The sequence below is a fragment of the Prevotella histicola genome (assembly GCF_055385135.1).
In genome coordinates this window covers 104952-126095 of the sequence record NZ_AP043793.1, presented here as the reverse complement: position 1 = coordinate 126095, position 21144 = coordinate 104952, and the positions used below count along the sequence as shown (strand labels likewise).

The following is a 21144-nucleotide window of genomic DNA, read 5'->3' as shown; positions in this document are numbered from 1 at the left end:
GGTATTGGTTGGAATAATGGTAAGTTACATATGTGAAATAAAAGCTTAGTAAATTAGAGCTATTCGCCAAAAAGTTTTTATTGCTAAAATGGTTATAAGAAGGCAAAAGATGCCCGCAATTATATAGGGTACTTTGCGTTGTTCCCAATAGTAGGTATTATTATTAACGAGTGTAATGGATCTTGATTTCATTTTTGTTGTGAAATTTTGATAGTTTAGATTATCTTCTTTGTCACCATTTTGTAGGTTAAAGATGAAGTAGTTCCCATCAGCCTCTTTTCCTATGACAGAGTCTCCAACCACTTGTATATGTGTAATCTCATCAATGAGGTTTTCTTTCAACGGATCGTTTCTACTATTGATGTTAGCATACTCGGGTGTATCAACGGAGGTAAGTTCATAACCATTCTTTAGTGGGATAGACCAGCTATCACCGATACCAATGTCAGAACCAAGAATGATAGCAATGATAATCATACACACAAAACTACTTACAGCGTATATCCCAATAAATACTCCTGGTGTGAGGAATGATAGAACCATCTTTCTCTTCCTTTGCCTTTTGCAAAGGAAGTAAGAGAAAGGTAACGTTATCAGTCCTAATATAAGGGATAGAACTACAAAAACGATTGCCCAGAAAATAAGAACAAAAAGCATTCCCATAGGTTTTATTGATTATTTTAAAGGGAGAAGAGAGTATTCTCCTCCAATACCCTCCTCCAACTCCTCCCAAAGGGAGGAGGGCTTGAATAGGGTTATTCGTTATATTATTTATGTTTTGCCAAGTTCAGCTTGCACAGCGTAAGTGCTTCTTCAGCTCGCCCATCCATCATATAGGCAGGGAAGGAGTAAAGGGCGTTGATAGTCTTGAGGTTATACTCCATAGTCTTGCGTTTTATCCATGAAGATTCGTTTGCGATAACCTTTTCAGGGTCTTTCATCTGAATGGTTATCAACCTGTTGCCTTTAAAACGTATTAGGGAGAAGTCGGTTATCTCGTTCCATAATATTTCCTCAGCTCCGCAGATAGAGATACCTCTATCGGTAAATTCTATATCTTTCTTATGGTTTATGAGAAGTTTTACCTTTTTATAAGCCATAAACAAACCGCCACCACCAAAGAAGATGATGGAGAGGATGCCAGCAACTCTTATTGTCCATAGTGGATAACTTGTGGTGGGGTCTTCTACGGTAAGGAGCCATACGCCCAAGACGGTAAACGCGATACAACCTAAGTAGGCAAGGATTTTCTTTGTCTGATTCATATATTTTATTGTTTGATATTCTTCATACTCAACCCGATACGTTTGCGGTGCATATCGACTTCGACGACACGAACACGGACGTACTGATGGAGACGGATGACTTGTGTGGGGTCGGTGACGAAGCGGTCGGAGAGCTGAGAGATGTGGACGAGTCCGTCTTGATGAACACCGATGTCGACGAAGGCTCCGAAGTTCGTGATGTTCGTCACGATACCAGAGAGTTCCATTCCTACGATGAGGTCGTTGAGGGTATGGACATTCTTGTCGAATTCAAAGACTTCAACCTCCCCACGTGGGTCACGCCCTGGTTTCTCAAGTTCGGTGAGGATGTCGTGGAGGGTAGGAGCCCCACCCGACCCCTCCGAAGGGAGGGGAGACAAGCTTGCGGATACTTCGCTGAGGTGTTGGGAAAGATTTAAAGCGCTCTTATCCTCTCGTGTGCGCATAGGTACTCCCCTCTCTTCGGAGGGGTTGGGGGAGGCTTCTCTCCCCCTCTCTGAAGGAGAGGGGGTAAGGGGGGTGAGGCTGACTGGGGGGTGAGGCTGGTTGTTTTGGGTGAGGTACCTTTTGAAATCAATTTCTGCCAAGAGTTTTTTATTGCCAATGAGATCCTTTATCGTACATTTCAAATCCTTCACCATCTGCTCAACGATGTGATAGCTCTCAGGATGAACGGCAGAGTTATCGAGTGGGTTCTTGGCATCGGGAATGCGGAGGAAGCCTGCGCACTGCTGGTAGGCAGTAGCACCCAGACGCTTCACCTTCTTGAGCTGGGCACGTGAGGTGAAGGCACCATGCTCACGTCGGTAATCAATAATGTTCTGGGCGAGGGCAGGCCCAAGTCCACTGACATATGTGAGCAGATGGCGGGATGCCGTATTGAGGTTGACTCCCACCTGATTGACACAGCTCATCACCGTCTGGTCGAGTGAATGCTTAAGCTTTGACTGGTCAACATCATGCTGGTATTGCCCGACACCGATACTCTTCGGATCAATCTTCACGAGTTCAGCGAGTGGGTCCATCAATCGTCTGCCAATGGATACAGCTCCACGTGTAGTTACATCTTCATCGGGAAACTCCTCACGTGCCACTGGAGAGGCGGAATAGATGGAGGCTCCATCCTCACTTACCACATATTTTAAGATGTTTCCAAAGTTATTTGCCGAGTTTTGGAGAATATTACTAATGAAAGTTTCAGACTCTCTGCTTGCCGTACCATTACCAATAGCTATAGCTTCAATCTTATAGGCGTTTATCATCCGTTGTAGGGCTTCTGTAGCTTGCCTAACTTGATTACGTGGTGGATGAGGATAGATAACCTCATGGTGCAGAAGATTACCTTGTGCGTCAAGGCAAGCTATCTTACATCCGTTGGCGAAACCGGGATCGAGAGCGAGAACACGTTTCTGGCCAAGTGGTGCAGAGAGGAGAAGCTGACGAAGATTTTCGGTAAAGACCTTGATAGCTTCATCATCGGCACGCTCCTTACTCAAAGTGGCAAACTCTTTCTCAATGCTAGGATTGATAAGACGTTTGAAGGAGTCTTCAACAGCTTGGTTGACGAGAGTTTGACAGACTCCGTGTCCACGTACAAACTGACGAGTGAGGCGTGTGACACACTCCCCACTGTCAATTGAGATGCTCACACGCAGGATACCCTGTGCCTCACCACGACGCATAGCGAGTAGTCTGTGGCTATTGCATCTCCGGAGAGGTTCAGAGAAATCAAAGTAATCAGAGAACTTCTGTGCCTCATCGGTATCCCTCATCTTCTTGATGACCTTCGACGTGATGATAGCCCCACGCTGATAAGCTGTACGGACAGTATTGCGTGCTTGCTGGTTCTCGGAAACAATCTCGGCAATGATATCCAAAGCCCCCTCCGACTCCCCCGAAGGGGGGAGAGACAAATTCGCAAATACTTTGCTGAAGTGTTGGGGAAGATTTAAAGTGCCCTTATCCTCTCGTGTGCGCATAGGCACTCCTCCCCCTTCGGGGAGCTCGGGTGGCGCTTCTCCCCTCCTTTCGGAGGGGTTGGGGGAGGCTTCTCTCATTATCGCCAACGCCAACGGCTCTAATCCCTGCTCACGTGCAATCTGTGCTCGTGTGCGTCGCTTAGGTTTATAAGGAAGGTAGATATCCTCTAGTTCTGTGGAATCCATACAAGACCAGATCTTCGCTTCTAACTCCGCTGTGAGTTTCTCTTGCTCTCGGATGGTCTTGAGGATGGTTTCCTTGCGCTTACCGAGTTCTTTCAGACGGTTGTAAAGGTCGCTAATATTGGTAATCTGAACTTCGTCAAGATTCCCCGTTCGCTCTTTTCGATAACGTGATATGAAAGGAATCGTACAGCCCTCGTTTAGTAAGGTGAGAACTGCCGATACACTTTGGAGGGGAAGGGAAAGCGAGTGGGAGATGAAGGAAGCGTTAGCCCCCTCCGGCTCCCCCGAAAGGGGGAGAGTCCTATTTGCTGAGGGTTCGCTATTGTTCTTATACTCGTTTTCTTTGCTGTATGGTGTTTGTTTGTTCATTTTCAGATACTGGTTTATTTCTATTCCTTAGGAAGTCTATCTACTTTCCTTCGGGCTGTGACCGTTGGTTTAGAAGGCGATTAGAAGTTTTTGTCTTAATCACTATGGTTGGATGTTTTTCCAGTCGTGGATCGTTTATATAAGTAAGGATGTAGGCAGTGAGGATGTCGGTGGGTTTGATACCCCTTGGCAAAGCCTCCGTTATACGTTGGGGTGAGAGTTTGTAATCAATGATAGTCAGCTTCTTTCGTGGTTTCCTTAGTTTTCCGTTTATTACCCATTGTAGTTCTGCAAGGGAGTTAGTTCGTATGAAGATAATATCTTTGGGTGTCTTACAAAATATGATATACTTACCTTGTTCTATCTGCTCTTCAGCCGAGAATATCTGTATAGACTCAATGGCTTGAGATGGAATAAAGCCCAGTCTTTTTGCCACAATCTGTTTAGCCGAATCCGTGCGCATCTCGTCGATGGTGACGTGCAGGAGGGAATCAGGAATGGGTGTACCGTCAATAACACACAAGGTCTGGGAATGAGCAGTTAGAGTTGATAATAATACCAGACTCAGCCAAAAAAGTACTCTTTTTAGATTTATTCTCGTCATAATCCTTTCAGTTCTTCTAAAAAGAAACACCTCCCCCACCCTTCTCTTTAGGGAGAATGTGGGAGAGGGATTTCTTTACATACCTCTAGCCTTCAATAAAGCCTTTGTATCAGGAGCCTTAAGACCGGTAAAGTCTGAGAAGATCTCCATAAGGTCGCGGGTATTTCCACGTGAGAGAATCTTTTGGCGGAAGTCATCACCCACTTTACGTGTCAGTGCACCATGAGTTTCAAAATAGTCAGCAATATTCACAGCAAGTACTTCACTCCAAAGATAACTATAATATCCAGCAGCATATCCACCACCCCAGATATGATTGAAGTAAGAGGTTGAATAACGAGGAGGAATCTGTGAATCGAGGAGTCCTATCTCTGATAAAACCTTCTTTTCAAAAGCAGAAGCTTGTTCAGCAGTTGGGACTTCTGAAGATGAAAGGCAATGCCAAGCCATATCAAGGCATGTTGCAGCAAGGTTCTCACCCAATGCATAAGCTGAAAGGAAGTTCAATGATCCGAGCATCTTCTCCCTCAAGGCATCAGGCATTGGTTCATTGGTTTTATAATGGCGTGCATAGTGATTGAATACTTCCGGAATGCTGGCAAACGACTCATTGAACTGTGATGGCATCTCAACAAAATCACGAGATACTGCCGTACCGCTCAACGTATTATACTTACAATGAGAGAGCATACCATGCAGAGCGTGTCCGAACTCATGGAACATTGTTTGTGTTTCGTCCCATGTCAGAAGCGTAGGTTGACCCTCTGGAGCTTTTGCGAAGTTACAGACATTGTATATTAATGGCTTTTGATTTCTGTCCAAACTCTGCTTGAGGAAGGCACTCATCCAAGCACCACCGCGCTTTGTCGGGCGACGGAAGTAATCACAATAGAAGAGGGCTAACTGCTTTCCATCGGCATCGAGCACGTCAAACACCTTCATATCCTTGTTATAGGTTGGGATATCCTTGCGCTCGCGGAAGTTCAATCCATAGACACGATGGGCAGCATAGAAGATACCGTTCACAAGAACAGAGTCAAGATTGAAGTAAGGTTTCACTTCATCGTCCGAGAAGCTATACTGATCCTTCTTCATCTTTGCCGAATAATAGAAGCGATCGTAAGGCTGAAGATGGAAGTCATTGCCTTCTGTCTTCCGTGCATATTCTTCGATTGACTTTGTTTGTGCTTCAGCCTTGGGTTTATAAGCAGCAATAAGCTGGCGAAGGAAGGCATAAACATTATCTGTGTTCTTTGCCATTGTATTCTCAAGAGAGTAAGAAGCGTAGTTCTTTTTACCCATCAGCTGCGCCTTCTCTGCGCGCAATCGGGCTATCTTCACAATGATTGGGAAGGTATTGTATGCGCCAGTGCCATCCGTACGATGGATTGAAGCATTATAAACACGCTCACGCAACTGTCGGTTGTCAAGACTTGCAAGGATAGGCTGCTGAGTTGTATTGGTAATTACGATACAATAAGGCGCTTTACCACCGCGGCTCTCGGCGTCTTTCTTGCATTGTGCAATACCTGCCTCGCTCAGTCCAGATAGTTCTTTTACGTCATTGACCCATACAGTAGCCTCGTTTCCTGCCTTAGGAAGCATATCACCGAACTCCTGTTGAAGCTTAGCCAGCTCCTTATTGATCTCCTGCATGCGAGCCATCTTCTCTTTTGGAAGCAATGCACCGGCATGAGTGAAGCTCTTGTAAACCACTTCCAACAGTTTTTTATCTTCGCCCGTGAGTTTTGTATACTCATGATCGTAGACGTATTTCACACGCTGGAAGAACTTCTGATTGAATTTTATCTCATTCTCAAAGTCGGTCATCAGCGGAACAATCTCCCCTTGAGCCTTCTCTATCGCTGGCGTCTTATCAGCAGATACCAGTGCATAATAGATATTTGATACACGTTCCAGGTTCTTCCCACTCCGCTCGTAAGCAAGAATCGTATTGACGAAGGTAGGCTTCTGCTTATTATCTGTAATCTTCTTTATCTCTGCCCTCTGTTCGGCTATAGCAGCACGAATAGCAGGAAGGTAATCATTCTCCTTGATTCGACTGAAATCAGGAGCATTAAAAGGTAATGTACTCTGTTTCATAAGCGAGTTACTAACAATCTGTGCAGTCCGTCCCTTCGACGTCTGCGCCTGTACTGTAAGTGCAGTGCAGGCAATACTTGCAGCGATCACTGCATTTCTAAGGTTCTGTTTCATTTAAATTGGTGTTAGGTGTTAATATCCGCAAAGATACGATTTATAATGATTGCTTACAAGAAAATAGCAGAAAAGAAAGGATATACAGGCGGAACAAAGACCTTTCCATTGCTTTTCCTATTCCTTCTTAAGAATAAACACCAGCCTATTCCATGTAAAGGAATATTGTTATTTTTGATACCCATTTCTGCGTTCCTATCATAGATGCAGACAATCAGCTTCAAATACGGGAAATACAAGCAACTTTTCTCCACTTTTCATAACTCATTAATACACAGCATGTTATCAAAAAGAACTATCATTTCAGACAAAAAGTACTATCGTTTTAGGCAAAAAGTACTATCGTTTTGTCCAAAAAGTACTATCGTTTTGCCCAAAAAGTACTATCGTTTTCAGTAAAAAGTACTATCGTTTCAACTGAAAAGTACCATCGTTTTGACTGAAAAGTATATACTTTTTTCCCAAAAGGTATATACTTTTTCCCCAGAAGCTCATATCTAACCGATTTTAAAGTATAAAGAACACCAGGAAAAAGCTATAATGAGAAAACAAAATGTAAATAACTTTCAGGCGAAATCCTCAAACTTTACATCACAAAAAAAGGAGGATATGCCGTCTTGAGCATATCCTCCTTACTTATTCCAAACCCTCCTTTGTTAACCGCAGAAGGGAAAACTATCAACTTTTAATTAATCCAATGTCTTCAGCTGTTCAGCAACTTCATCGTTAATGCGCTTAGCAAACTCCTCCATCGTCATGGTAGCCTGCTCGCCACCACCCTGCTGGCGCATAGAAACAAGACCTTCAGCAGCCTCTTTCTCACCAACAATCACCATGTAAGGAACACGCTTCAGCTCATTATCACGAATCTTACGACCAATCTTCTCATTACGATCATCCATGATTGAACGGACTTCATGCGCATCGAAGTAAGCCTTTACCTTGCGAGCATAATCATTATACTTCTCAGAAATTGGAAGGATTGCCACCTGATCAGGCGTCAACCAGAGTGGGAAGTGACCCGCTGTGTGCTCAATGAGTACAGCTGTGAAGCGTTCGAGAGAGCCAAATGGCGCACGGTGAATCATCACAGGCGTCTTCTTCGTATTATCCTCAGCCGTATATTCAAGCTTGAAACGGTTCGGAAGGTTATAATCAACCTGGATAGTTCCCAGCTGCCAACGACGACCAATAGCATCCTTTACCATGAAATCGAGCTTAGGACCATAGAAAGCAGCCTCACCAAGTTCTACACGAGCCTTGAGACCTTTCTCCTCACAGGCAGCCTTAATAGCAGCTTCACTCTCCTCCCAAACCTCATCAGAGCCAATATACTTCTCCTTATCATTAGGATCACGCAGTGAAATCTGTGCTTCGTAATTATCAAAACCAAAGGTCTTGAACACCTTAAGAATAATGTCGATATTGTTTTCGAACTCTCCCTTCACCTGATCTGGGCGAACAAAGATATGCGCATCATCCTGTGTAAACGTACGAACACGTGTCAATCCATGCAACTCACCACTCTTCTCATAGCGGAAGACCGTACCAAACTCAGCAATACGCAAAGGCAGATCTTTGTAAGAACGTGGCTTATAAGCATAAACCTCACAGTGATGAGGACAGTTCATTGGCTTAAGCATATACTCTTCATCCTCCTCAGGAGTGTGAATTGGCTGGAAAGAATCCTTACCATAGTGAGCATAGTGACCAGAAGTTACGTAAAGGTTCTTACCGCCGATACCTGGAGTGATAACCTCCTGATAGTTGTAAGGGCGGAGAAGACGACGTAATAACTCCTGCAAACGCAGACGAAGCTGTGTACCCTTTGGCAACCAAATAGGCAGGCCCTTACCTACACGATCAGAGAACATGAAGAGTTCCATCTCCTTTCCAATCTTGCGGTGGTCGCGCTTCTTAGCCTCTTCAAGCATAACGAGATACTCATCAAGCATCTTTTTCTTTGGGAAAGAGATACCATAGATACGTGTCATCTGCTCACGCTTAGCATCTCCACGCCAGAAAGCACCAGCAACACTCGTAATCTTGATAGCCTTAATAGCACCGGTTGACATCAAGTGTGGACCACGACAGAGGTCGGTAAAACTACCTTGGCTATATGTTGAGATAGTACCATCCTCAAGATCCTGCACAATGTGCTCAACCTTATATTCCTGTCCGTCTGCAGTAAACTCCTTAACAGCATCAGCTTTAGAAACATCACGACGAACAACTTGCTCATTCTTCTTAGCGAGCTCACGCATTTTCTCCTCAATCTTTGGGAAATCATTCTCAGAGATTGCCTGACAGTTTGGCAGCATTACATCATAGAAGAAGCCATTTTCAATAGCCGGACCGAAGCCAAACTGTATACCAGGATAAAGTTCCTGCAACGCCTCAGCAAGGAGGTGGGCAGAAGTATGCCAGAAGGTATGCTTACCTTCCTCATCGTCAAACTTATAAAGAGCTATCGTTGCATCCTCATTGATAGGACGATTGAGCTCTACTGTTTCGCCATTTACACCGCAAGATACAACGTCACGGGCGAGAGCCGGCGAAATGCTCTCGGCGATTTGATAACCAGTTACGCCCTGTTCGTACTCACGTACAGATCCGTCTGGGAAAGTGATTTTAACCATACTACAAATTAGTTTTATAAATCAAAGTTGCAGCAAAGGTACTACTTAATTATGAAAATGAGGAAGAAAAGGCATTTTTTTAGAGAGATACTCCTAAGGATGATATGTCTGTGTGTAACCCTTTATGATGCCTTGTATTCTCCTTCTAAAAATTAAAACATACCTCCCTAAGAAATAAGCTCCATAAGCTCCTGTCGTGTTGCACATCAGCACATCAGGAGTTAGGTATCAACTCAACTGGTGTTGATGGTTAACACAAACACAAAAGGAGAAGCGGAAGTTATAAAGAATAAGGATAGTAAGTGTAAAAGGATAAACACTTACTGTAGAAACGTAATTACTTAGACAAATCAGTAAGCATACGATTCCTCATCAAAGTAGGCTTATTACGATTATCATCTTGTAGACTTGGGAGCTTATAGAACTGTGGATTCTTCGTATTACTTGCCTGTTGTCTTGGTTTCCGACCAGCAATAACATCTGAACGAAGTTGCAGTGCAGCATCAAAGGATGGCCAACGTTTCAGAATATAATCTAACTGAGAAAGTGAAGTGTTCTTATCACCGACCTGATATAAACAATAAGCACGGTTAAACCAATAATCACGATTATCAGTATTAATATCTATTGCATGTGTATAGGCTACAACAGCACTGTCATATCGCTCCAAACGGATATTAGTCATCCCATAGAGTTCATAGATATCAGCAATATAAGGCTGTAAAACTAAAGCTTGCCGACAATCATTAGCTGCTCCTTTATAATCCTCAAGATGATACTTTGACAATGCCATGAGATACCAAGCTTCATAAAGATTCGGTTTTAAAGCCACCACACGCGAAAAAATTTGCATGGAAGTAACGTAGTATCCTTCATCAAGCGTCCGCCTGCCCTCTCCCATCATCTTTTTGATATTATATTGGGCTGCCGACGGTAATGTCAACAAACATAGTAAGAATACTACGATACCACGCAACATTGTATTACTTACGTGGAGCCTTCACACGATAATTACAATGAATACGTCCCTGCAATAGTGCCTTCAGCTTTCCATTAATCATCTGTTTACGGAATGCAGAGAGGTGATCAATGAACATACGACCTTCAAGATGATCAAACTCATGCTGAATAACACGAGCTAAATAACCATCAATCCACTCATCATGTTCTACCAGATTCTCATCCAGATATTTCACATGGATACGCTTAGCACGAGTTACTCCCTCATGAATACCAGGTAAAGACAAACAACCTTCTTCTAATGTCTCTGTCTCAGAATCATCAAATTCCAAGATATGACCATTAATAAACGCATGACGAAAGCCCTTATATTCTGGGAAAGAATCTGAAAGCACATCTAAATCAATCACAACCACACGTATAGATTTACCTATCTGCGGTGCAGCTAACCCAACACCGTCACTTGCAGTATTGGTTTCAAACATATTTTGTATCAGCTCTTGAAGTCCTGGATAATCAGTAGGAATATCCTCTGCAACTTTACGTAGCACAGGCTGACCATATGTATAAACGGGTAATACCATATTTTCTCTTTAAATTTTATCTGAGTACTCCAAAAGGTTTTCAAAAGAATTCAAGTACTCATTAAGCCGACCTATAATCCTTTTGACTTCATGTAATCCTGAAGAATTATAGTCGCAGAGATCTCATCAACAAGACCTTTATCTTCACGACGAGTCTTTTTCTTCACCCCACCTGTAATCATAGCTTGGTGGGCTATAACAGATGTAAAACGCTCATCATAATAATCTATCGGCAATTCTGGATGAATCTTACGCCAACGGTTGACAAACTGTTCTACACGAGCAAGGTTCTCACTGGGCTGTCCATTCGGCTGAATAGGCTTACCAATAACGATCTGCCCAACTGACTCTTTAGTAATATATTGAGAAAGAAACTCAAACAGTTCAGACGTAGAAACAGTCGCTAATCCATTGGCAATAATACACAATGGATCAGTGACTGCTATTCCTGTACGTTTCTTTCCGTAATCTATTGCTAAGATTCTGCTCATTTATTTAGAGAGCAACCATGCATCAGTATAAGTAGCACGGAGCTGATTACGACTCTGCACAGCAGAAGCCTTGCTATCATAAGTTGTAGCAACGACACGGTACATGTTATTACCTGCATTGTAAGCTACTTGAGCATCATAGCCTGCATTTTTCAAACGCTGCTGTAGTCCTTCTGCGTTAGCCTTTACACCAAAAGATCCAACAACAACACTATAAGCCTTCAAGCCAGCACCATTAACGACTGAGACATTCTCACGGCGGACTGGCTCATTGTCGTAATTATCTACAGTACGAGTCTCTGTTACGGGTTGAGTTTGTGTCTGTGTCTCGACAGGAGCAACAACAGGAGCATCCTGCTGCGTAGAGCTATCGTCATTATCGGTAGAAGTCTGCTCCTGAGACTTTGCTTTCTCATAAGCTTTCTTATATGCACTCTCACTTGATTTACAACCTGTGAATGCCATAGCTATACACATGGCTGCACCCAAAACCATAAATTTCTTCATAATCCTTTATTTATCTGGTTATACTATTATTATCTTTGCTTTTTATCGTGCGAAGTTACGAAATAAGAAGCAAAAGGTAAAGAATTGTGCCTCTAAAGTTTGTTAAATAAAGGATTTGTAAGTCTTTTAACACAAAATAGGCTTATAACATTGCTCATTTGAGAAAGTTTGTCTATATTTGCCAATGATAAAATTAAGTTTTCACTAACAATAAAAGAAATAAAGGATATGAAGACATTAGGTTACATTGGAGCTTTTCTTTGTGGTAGTATAACTGGCGCCGCTCTCGGTCTCTTACTTGCTCCAGAAAAAGGAACAGACACACGTTCAAAAATTTCTGATGCTGTTGATGACTTCTGTAAGAAGCATGACATCAAACTGAGCCGTAAGGAAACCGACGAATTTGTAGAGGATATCAAGGACGCTGCATCAGAAGTTATCTAACAGATAAAGATGTTCTCAAACGATAAGAATGTAGAAACAATAGCACAACTTATAGAGGTGCTAAAACATTACATCGGGCTTCAGTCAGAATATGTGAAGCTCGATGTAATTGAAAAGGTAGTACGGCTATTGACTGTGATTACCTTGGTAGTAGTATTCTGTATCATACTTCTTATTTCATTCATTTACCTATCCTTCGCAGCAGTTTATGCATTGCAACCTTTGGTAGGTTCACTAGCTTTGGCTTTCCTTATAGTCAGTGGTTTCTACTTACTACTATTGGTTATTGTCATTTTACTACGACATTGTCTGATAGAACGCCCCCTAGTCAGATTCTTAGGGAGTCTTTTAATGTCAAAATAGAGATTATGATTGAGCAGACAACTAGATACAAGTCATTAAACGACATACGGCTACGCAAGGCACAATTACGCAGCGACATAATAAAAGACAGCAACAAGATTGCTGGATTATGGAATGAACTTGTACACAAACCAAAAGACAACAGCACTCCAACGAAACGCTTTTCAGGCATGATCACAACTGGAGCAGGAGTATTAGATGGTGCTATCTTAGGATGGAAATTATACAGGAAGCTAGGAGGAAAACAACCATCACCCTTGAAGGGACTTAAAATCTTCCGAAAGAAAGGCTGATTTGTTTTGTTGACAAGTTAAAAAGCCAATAAGTAACAACAAAAAACAGACGTTTTAAAAGCTAACATTTACTTTTTAAAACGTCTGTTTTTCATATCGGTCTTGCCTTTAAGGCTATTTAAAAGACAAACTTAAAGAGCTTATTTCGTATGACGAAGTATCTCATCACGACATTCTTCCATCAACCATTTCGGAGTACTTGTTGCACCACAAATACCAACAGTTTGCACACCATCAAACCACTTCATATCTATTTCATCAGCACTCTCTACCTGATAAGAGTTAGGATTTACACTCAAACACTCATGGAATAGAACCTTACCATTCGAACTCTTACGTCCTGCCACAAAGAGAATCAAATCGTGTCGAGCTGCAAATAATGAAATATTAGGCATGCGGTTAGCAACTTGCCGGCAGATAGTATCGAAGCTTTGGAACTTTGCTGTTGATGAGATATGACTTTGTATATAATCAATTATCTTATGAAACTCGTCCAAGCTCTTTGTCGTTTGAGAATAAAGGTAGATATCGTGCTCAAAGTCTAACGCCTTTACATCCTCAAACTTCTCAATCACAATGGCATGACTATGAGTCTGCCCAACTAGTCCAAGGACTTCTGCATGGCCATTTTTACCAAAGATGACGATAGATCCTGTACTCTTTGTCTCTTCCCGAGGGGAGAGAGGAGTTGAAACAGGAGATGAACTACAGATTTCGTCACATTTATTTTCGGTTTGACTTCTTGTGGGAAGCACAACAACAGGCTCACCCTTATTTTCCAAAGAGATATCAGCAACCTGATGTCCTTTCTCATACTGTGATTTGATACGGCGTTGAAGAGCAAGTACAACAGGACATGTTGCATCTATAATCTCGATATTATTTCGCTTAGCAAGCTCGTATGTTTCGGGGGGTTCACCATGTGCACGAAGCAAGACTTTGACATCATGTAATTCACGTAATTGATCATGATTGATAGTAATAAGCCCTTTTTTAGTAAGCCGTTCTACCTCCATACTATTATGTACTATATCACCTAAGCAATAAAGTTTAGTACCTTTAGCCAATTCTTCTTCAGCTTTCTTGATGGCAGTGGTCACACCAAAACAAAATCCACTGCCGTTATCTATTTCTATTTGAAGCATCTTTTTAAAAGAAGTTTGTCTATATAAGTGGGAGAAAGGATAAAGGGATGAAAGCGAATTAAAGTAATACTTTCTGGTCGGCAATATCTAATAACCCATCTCCTCCATTCACTTTCCCACTCATCAACTTATCTACTCTTCAACTTTCACAACTATTGCCCCTGTACGACCATTATATTCTGGTGCATAAGCACATTGAGCAGTACTTGTTCCTGTATGATATAGGCCAGCACGGTCAATGTAATATTCCGTTTCAATTACATGTTTACCTTTAGCCATCACGTCGAAATAATATGCGGTTGTATAGTCTTTCGGCGCGATATAATATCCCCCATAATAACCACTTAATTGATTAACAGGTTCCAAACAAGCTGCGCGTCTATCAACAACCTGCACAAAGTCATAATCACGATCAGCAATGATCGTCAAACGAATACGTACCTTGTCTCCCACTTTCAGACTATTAATATTCTTTGTCTGAGTGCTATCAACTAATATTTCTCGTTTAATTTTCAAACCAGACGTAGCATCTGAAACCTCACTAGAAGGTTGGAAGAATTGCGCATAAACAGCTCCCCAACTGGTCCCCGTACTAGTCTTTTGAATCTTTAACTCCTGCTTTTCTGAAGTAGACTGCACGACTATTGGTTGCGTCACCTTAATATATCCAAGTCCTGCTGTAGGTTGTGATGTGCTCAAAGGATGGTTGTCTAACGTAAGTTTGGCACTTTCGCCATTATCCATCACCCATTTACCATCATTCATAAACGCCCAAATAGCATCTACTGTATTCAAAGGAGTGTCCCAACTCTGCGTTCTCTTCTCCTGTAAAAGCCAGCGTTGCATATTCATTAGCGTCTGTTCGTCATTTGGCGTAACATGTTTCACAGCTTCAATTGCTGCTACTTCAGTTGGTATCTTATAGTCAAACCAGCTATATTGTGCACGTTTCGTATCAAAGTAACAACCCCTCTCATCCGTACATACCAAATATTCCTTAATACTTTGCAAATACTCTTTTGCTTTCTCTACCTTATTATATTGTTGAAGAATAACTGCCGTACGGGCTTTACCATAAATAGTTAAGTCAGTAGGTTTCTTAGACAGTCTATCCAAGAGATAGTTGACATCTGGCGTTGCCTTACGCCCTGCCAAGGCATTTGAATATAGATAATCACAGAGGTCATCCATAGGGAAGAGCAACGTCTTATACTTCTTCTCATACTTCTTCATATTGGCGACTTCCTCTCCAACTCGCTTATCCAAATAACGAAAGGCTGCATCAACAATAGCAGAAGTCTCCATCTTATCAGTCAGTGTTTGTAACCGAACAAGGGTTTTTATTACTGATACTGTCATATACAAACTACCCTTCATTCCAGGCCACCAAGAAAAAGAACCATCAGGATTCTGTAGCTTCTTCAGACTGGTTAATGTCGTAGACAAGCGATTTTGCAATTGGTTTCCATCAAAGAGACGAACTAACATTTGCTTCTGTTCACGTTCGTTATTAGCATCTCTCAACCATGGAGTTTCTTCCAAAGCCAACGTCTTCAAGTCTTGGTTCTTCTCTAATGCAGACATCATAGAGGTTTCTTTTCCAGTTTCTAAACGCCACTGATTAATTGTCTGTTCTATCTTTGGTGAAGTAGAGATAATCTTCTTTGCCAGACGATTAGCATAATAAGCTGAAACAAGACTAATAGCGTTCTTCTCATTTGTCTCTGCTACATAAGGCAATGCCTGAACCATCAACCAATTTGGATTATTCGTATATTCAATAGTCAATCGTTGTGCTGTACTATTCTTTGGGAATAGCTTATTAACATCAACGACCTTCTCCCCTGCCCCATTCTGAGTGAATGGTAAGGTGTTGGTAACATACTCCTTGTTTTGAAGAACAGGTAGATAATGTTGCTCACCATCAGAGAATCCATCGCCCTCTACCGAGAAGCGAGCAATCAACAAAGACTGATCAGCCGATAACTGATTAGCTTTCTCTGATAACAAAGAAGATAGATTATAAATTACTAAACCATTACTTTGCTTCTTTAAAACAACCTCTTTACTATCTGTAAACAACACCTTTTCAGTTGCGGGATCAATAATTTCAATCTTCGTATTGGCATCTATATCCTTGTCCGATTGATTGAATAATCGTGCAGAAGCCATTGCCTCGTCACCGATACGCACGAAACGAGGCATATTTGGTTGAATCATTAAACTCTTCTTTGCAACTACCTCATCTGTCAAATAGCCATGATTCATTTCTTCATCATGAGAGATACCAATAAAACGCCATGTTGTCAAACCTTCTGGAAGCGTGAACTTAATACTTACATTACCCTTTCCATCCGTCTGTAACTGTGGATAGAAGAAAGCGGTCTCATTGAGATTTTCACGCATAGAAGGTGTCACCTTCTTGTCTCCTTTCTTCTCGTCTGTCTTTATCTCTTCATCTTTCTTAATGACAGGAGCAGTGTATTTCACAGCTGCCCTATCGGTTCTCATCGATGGCATCTGCTCTGCAACACTAAACACACGACTCTCTGCTGAATCAGACATAGGCATTGCTCTCATCTCTGCTGCACGTGACATTAGAACATAATTACGCGCCCTTTTCCCATAATTGAAACTAAATGGAGAGTCCCAAAAGCCAAGATAACGATTATCAAACATTGATAACGAGAGTTCTGGCACATTTTTTCTCTTTACACTAGCATAAGATTCCAAGTCCAAAGCATTCATAGTTGGACCCACCCATAGCACACTTGGCTGACTAACAGAGAAGTAAGGACTCAGCATCCAAGAGTGTGCAATAATTGCATCAAGGCTTTTATCATAGAGAGTAGCCATCAGCTGAGCATCTGCCGCCTTGCCATCTGGACGTTTAATACTTACTATCCATTCTTCCTTCTGACCTGGTATTAGCTTGTCACGGAAAGTAGACCACTCCGTAATTAATCGTTTATCAGGCAATGGTCGAGCGATACTCTGCATGTGAGAATATAATACCCCATCCTTCACCCACGCATAATTCAAGGTAATACCATCGCCATATTCTTCCTTATAGAAGAGTTTTCTTGTCTTAATACTATTACTTTGATCAAATGAACCCGTTTCTATCATCTTATTACCAGCATAGATAGAATAAACTACATGTTGGTTTTTATCACTCGAGCCAACTTGTAGATAGACAGGTGAACCATCACGTGGGAAGAAGTTATCACTCAAGTAGAACCAATCATGTGTAGTAATTACTGGTTGCTTATCATCCATTGAGAAAACAACAAAGTCAGTATTGACAGTGTCTGCCCCACAGATTGCATGCAAGCGATAAGCACCTGAGGGCATTGGCTTTAAAGCAACTTTTTCATTGGCTTTAGCTGTTACATAATTGTTATAAACATATAGTTTTTCATCTTTCTGCTGTGGAACAATCACATACTTCACCGTCCCGTCAATGGGTTGACCAGCCATATTGAGGTAATCGAACTTGATTGTTTTCAAGCTATCACGCAAGTTCTTATCTGGAATATCACATGCCAACGTGGTCGGATTAGTACCAAGAGGAAGCGAGACAGAGCCTTCTCGACTCTCACCACCAGCATCTGTCACCTTAGCCTCTACCTCGAAGCGATAGAAACGAGGGCGGAAAGAACGATTAGAAGTCATATCCTTCTCTACTTCTTTCGATAGAACAAAAGGTACAGAGACCGTGAAATTACCGTTCTCATCTGTTACAACATTACCAACCTGAACGTTCTCATCATTCTCATAGCTATCCCACCACCAACGCATAGGACGTCGCTTAACCCAGTAAGCCACTTTCGCATTCTGTACAGGGACACCTGCAAAACTCTTAGCATGTCCTTTCAGTTGGATAGTATCACCTATTGTGTACTTCTCCTTGTAGTCATCAAAACTTACTTCAAAGGTAGGACGCTTGTATTCCTCTACTTTGAAACTAACTTGCCCACTCCCTTTACTATTAGTAGTAATCGTGAAATCACCTGTAAGTCCACTACTTGGCAACTCAAAGTCAGCAGATGCTGTACCAAAGCGATCAGTAGTTACAGGCTTACGACTCAGCTCTTTTCCATTCGCATCACGTAATATCATATCAAATGAGACTCCAGCTTCAGCTTTCATCTTAAAGCCTTTTTGCATCATTAGATATACAATCGCAGAGGCATGGACTGTCTGTCCAGGACGATAAAGAGAGCGGTCAGTATAAAGGTTCGTTACATTACTAGTCTTATTAACTTCATAGTAGTCATAATTGCTTTTAAGCCCAGTACTAGGGAAAGCCTGATCCTTGCTTGTGTAAACAAATACATCAGGTTCATTACCAGTATCGGCCATAAAAGCCTCTCCTTTACTATCCACTGTGAGTAATTTAGTTAACAATTTATTACTCCAATAATCTTTCTTATAATCTATACGGATGGTTGCTCCTGGCACAGGCTGTCCCTCAATAGCGTCAACCACAACATAACGATTGCGCTTTCCAGGCTGCTCTTCCGTCATAACAAATAGGTCGCTGACATAATAAAGAGAGTAATCTTTAGCCAAACGATCATCTGAAGGAACAAACTCTAACAAGTAAACACCTATAGGAAGTGCTGGTAGATTAAAAGAATCTTTCAGTACTTCATAGTCCTTATAATCCTTATATGTACGCTGAATTACCTGCTTAGAAGTTGGTATTAAGGATGCTTTGATAGCTTTCAGATCGTTTTTATCATCAACATTATATTGGTGATTGCCTTTTAGAGACGTGCGCGTAATGTTAAGTGTTAAGCCTGATAAATTGCGGACTTCGACTTTAACAGTATTGTTCTGATCCTTACTTGTTACCCTTAGCTTATCAGCAACCGCCGTAGATAATGGAACTGTCAATTCTTTACGAGCATAACGAAGTTCTTCCATAGCTGGCCATGAAGCCCAACGGGAGAGTGCGTTATCAATTAAAGCAATACGTTTATCTACAGACTCCTCCCTCTCTCTCATATAATTATACTTGCTTATTGCCACTTCACCACATATTGGTAAGTCGCCATAAACACGCATCAAAGAATCGAGAAACTCACCTTTATTTTTCCTTTCATCAGCCGCAAGCAAAGCTGCATAGCAAGCTGCCTCTCTATTTCCATGCTCAGCATAATAGTGACTAAGTTTGTCAAAATCCCTTGCCTGTAAACCTATAACGTGAAGCAAGTCTCCTCCAAAGATATTATCATCTTTGCCTATTTTCACTAACGGAGTATAATTAGCAGCCTTCTGCCGTGCCAACAACGATGGGTTAGATAATGCTTTCTTAAAATATTCAGCACTATTACCTTTTTCTTTACCTTGTTCTATCCTTCCTAAAACACAATTATAGATAGCAGCCAAGACCTCATCCTTGCGTTCAGCTTCCTGCGCTTTTGCCTTTAATCTTTCAACTTCTACGTCCATAGAATCAGGTGAGATTTGTGTTTGGAGACTTGAAGCTAAAAGGTCTGCAGCCAAAAGCTGCCCATAAGCTTTTTCCCGTTGTGCTTTCTTCGCTATCTTTGTCAGCAAGTCTATCTGTGTCTTAGGTAGATCCTTTGACCCAGCAGCATCTACTCGCTTCCATAAATCGTCATAGCTCTGTGCAAAAAGAGACAATGGTAACATCATATATAATACCGATAATATAAGGAAATGTTTCATATTTTATTCTTTAGTGTCTGCAAAGATAATGTTTTTAAAACAGAAAATGAAGAATGCACTATGCATATTATGTATCAATAATCTTATTATCGTACAATATATGTAAACGTATCAAAATAATTAAACCCTATGTTCTTCAATAACTGCTGACTATGCTCACGATTCTCCTCTGTATTATATTTAGGTATTAAAGGCAGTCGTATGATGATCTTATCAGAGTAATCATTGTCTGCTAACCACTGAAGATTACGCATGACTCGCTCATTACTTTCTCCTGTATAAGCTTTATAAATTATTGGATTAACATCTTTAATATCAACATACCACATCTCCACCAACGAAGCGATAGCCTTGACATTCTTAAGTGGAACATTGAGCGATGTCTCTATCGTCAACTTCCATTCAGGATTCATTATCTCTGCAAAGGCCTTAATGAAGTCTGAATGTAAGAGGGGTTCACCACCTCCAAAGCAGATGCCACCGCCCGTTGCCATAAAGTAAAGGTCGTCTATCTCCACCTCACTATATAACTCACCAGGCGTCATCCTACGCCATACACCATCCGCTTGTAAGCACTGAGGATTTAAGCAGTACTCGCAATGAAGGGGACAACCATGGAACCCTACCAATGTCGTTACGCCTTCTCCATCCGTGGTGAGTCTGTGCCGATTAATGGCAATAAACGGTGCTGTTATTTCTGATTGCATTTCTCTTTATGTGATTGAGGAGCACTGCTGTCGGCTAATTCTTTCTCTAAATACTCCCTATCTATCTCCCCTACTTTGTCAAGAGAAGGTTCTAAACGGACAACCATATCATTAGGATTACGAATAGACTTCACTGCTATCACCTTATCCTCAAACCCATAAGATGAGAACACGAGGGAGTCATTACGATTAACCTGCAATGCAAATCTTCCATCTTCGCCCAAAGATAGTCTCTTCTTACCTCCTAATATCATAACATTAACTTCTGGAGCAGCCTTACCAGTAGAAGAGTCGAGCACTCGTCCAATAATAACAATAGCATTCTTCAAATCTGCAGTGAGTGCTTTTGGTATCACTACTTTCTCGCCCATAACTGGCATATCAGTAGAATCCTGAGCTTTATTCTCAACGTTGCAAGCTTTGGGAGTGTTCTGACATGATGTAAGAGGAACCGTAGCAACACAAAGACCAGCAGCCAAACCAGCCACTTTCATGCCCCACCCCTTGCGTTTCCGTTCTCTTAATTGCGTCTCTAAATAGCGTATCTCTGCTTCACAAGCAGGGCAAGTTCCTGCACAATCCCCTTCGTAATGACACTCCTTAGGCTGATAACTGATACCATTCGCATCAGCTATCTGCTGCCGAATATCCTTTAGTAGCTTACAAGTACTCCTTCCCTTTGTCATAACTC

General features: G+C 41.7%; 17 protein-coding genes. 3 read left to right on the top strand and 14 right to left on the bottom strand.

The features are described 5' to 3' along the window. Nucleotides 1-45: 45 nt before the first annotated feature. The 10 genes from ACZ48L_RS00495 to ACZ48L_RS00450 form a co-directional block, all read right to left on the bottom strand. Nucleotides 46-543: a hypothetical protein gene (locus ACZ48L_RS00495; protein ID WP_242401704.1), complete on the bottom strand. Its 498-nt coding sequence runs from the start codon at nt 541-543 to the stop codon at nt 46-48. Between the two features lie 224 nt (nt 544-767). Next, a complete protein-coding gene (locus tag ACZ48L_RS00490; RefSeq protein ID WP_025791645.1) occupies nt 768-1265 on the bottom strand; it encodes an STM3941 family protein in 498 nt (165 codons plus the stop codon). 5 nt (nt 1266-1270) lie between these two features. Then, nucleotides 1271-3799: a Tex family protein gene (locus ACZ48L_RS00485; RefSeq protein ID WP_464721991.1), complete on the bottom strand. Its 2529-nt coding sequence runs from the start codon at nt 3797-3799 to the stop codon at nt 1271-1273. A 40-nt stretch (nt 3800-3839) separates the two neighbouring features. Further along, a complete protein-coding gene (locus ACZ48L_RS00480) occupies nt 3840-4403 on the bottom strand; it encodes a hypothetical protein (protein WP_025791644.1) in 564 nt (187 codons plus the stop codon). Between the two features lie 75 nt (nt 4404-4478). Next, nucleotides 4479-6620 (bottom strand): M3 family metallopeptidase, encoded by a 2142-nt coding sequence (locus ACZ48L_RS00475; RefSeq protein WP_025791642.1) that lies wholly within the window; start codon nt 6618-6620, stop codon nt 4479-4481. A 689-nt stretch (nt 6621-7309) separates the two neighbouring features. Then, on the bottom strand, nt 7310-9259 hold the full coding sequence (gene thrS, locus ACZ48L_RS00470; protein WP_025791640.1) for a threonine--tRNA ligase: 1950 nt from the start codon (nt 9257-9259) through the stop codon (nt 7310-7312). 337 nt (nt 9260-9596) lie between these two features. Next, on the bottom strand, nt 9597-10238 hold the full coding sequence (locus ACZ48L_RS00465; protein ID WP_025791638.1) for a tetratricopeptide repeat protein: 642 nt from the start codon (nt 10236-10238) through the stop codon (nt 9597-9599). Nucleotides 10239-10242: 4 nt separating this feature from the next. Beyond that, the gene (gene def, locus ACZ48L_RS00460) at nt 10243-10803 is read right to left on the bottom strand and encodes a peptide deformylase (protein ID WP_008822257.1); all 561 of its coding nucleotides are present in this window, start codon (nt 10801-10803) and stop codon (nt 10243-10245) included. A 71-nt stretch (nt 10804-10874) separates the two neighbouring features. Next, entirely contained in the window at nt 10875-11294 is a 420-nt protein-coding gene (gene ruvX / locus ACZ48L_RS00455; protein WP_008822256.1) for a Holliday junction resolvase RuvX, read from the bottom strand. Beyond that, entirely contained in the window at nt 11295-11801 is a 507-nt protein-coding gene (locus tag ACZ48L_RS00450) for an SPOR domain-containing protein (protein ID WP_025791636.1), read from the bottom strand. Between the two features lie 228 nt (nt 11802-12029). On the opposite strand from ACZ48L_RS00450, the gene ACZ48L_RS00445 reads away from it, so the two are divergent. The 3 genes from ACZ48L_RS00445 to ACZ48L_RS00435 are packed head-to-tail and all read left to right on the top strand — an operon-like array spanning nt 12030 to nt 12901. Beyond that, the gene (locus ACZ48L_RS00445) at nt 12030-12245 is read left to right on the top strand and encodes a YtxH domain-containing protein (protein WP_025791635.1); all 216 of its coding nucleotides are present in this window, start codon (nt 12030-12032) and stop codon (nt 12243-12245) included. A gap of 9 nt (nt 12246-12254) precedes the next feature. Continuing rightward, nucleotides 12255-12608 (top strand): phage holin family protein, encoded by a 354-nt coding sequence (locus ACZ48L_RS00440; protein ID WP_008822253.1) that lies wholly within the window; start codon nt 12255-12257, stop codon nt 12606-12608. Nucleotides 12609-12613: 5 nt separating this feature from the next. Beyond that, nucleotides 12614-12901: a hypothetical protein gene (locus ACZ48L_RS00435; protein ID WP_025791634.1), complete on the top strand. Its 288-nt coding sequence runs from the start codon at nt 12614-12616 to the stop codon at nt 12899-12901. 140 nt (nt 12902-13041) lie between these two features. Here the strand turns inward: ACZ48L_RS00435 and ACZ48L_RS00430 are convergent, their stop codons facing one another. The 4 genes from ACZ48L_RS00430 to ACZ48L_RS00415 form a co-directional block, all read right to left on the bottom strand. Beyond that, nucleotides 13042-14046, bottom strand: a complete 1005-nt coding sequence (locus ACZ48L_RS00430; protein WP_036870510.1) for a 4-hydroxy-3-methylbut-2-enyl diphosphate reductase — start codon at nt 14044-14046, stop codon at nt 13042-13044. Between the two features lie 132 nt (nt 14047-14178). Then, nucleotides 14179-19746, bottom strand: a complete 5568-nt coding sequence (locus tag ACZ48L_RS00425; protein WP_315513508.1) for an alpha-2-macroglobulin family protein — start codon at nt 19744-19746, stop codon at nt 14179-14181. Nucleotides 19747-19832: 86 nt separating this feature from the next. Further along, nucleotides 19833-20453, bottom strand: coding sequence for a radical SAM protein (locus ACZ48L_RS00420; RefSeq protein WP_025791632.1), 621 nt, complete (start codon nt 20451-20453; stop codon nt 19833-19835). Next, the gene (locus ACZ48L_RS00415) at nt 20438-21139 is read right to left on the bottom strand and encodes a carboxypeptidase-like regulatory domain-containing protein (protein WP_025791630.1); all 702 of its coding nucleotides are present in this window, start codon (nt 21137-21139) and stop codon (nt 20438-20440) included. Before ACZ48L_RS00415 ends, ACZ48L_RS00420 begins: the two co-directional genes overlap by 16 nt. Between the last annotated feature and the right edge of the window lie 5 nt (nt 21140-21144).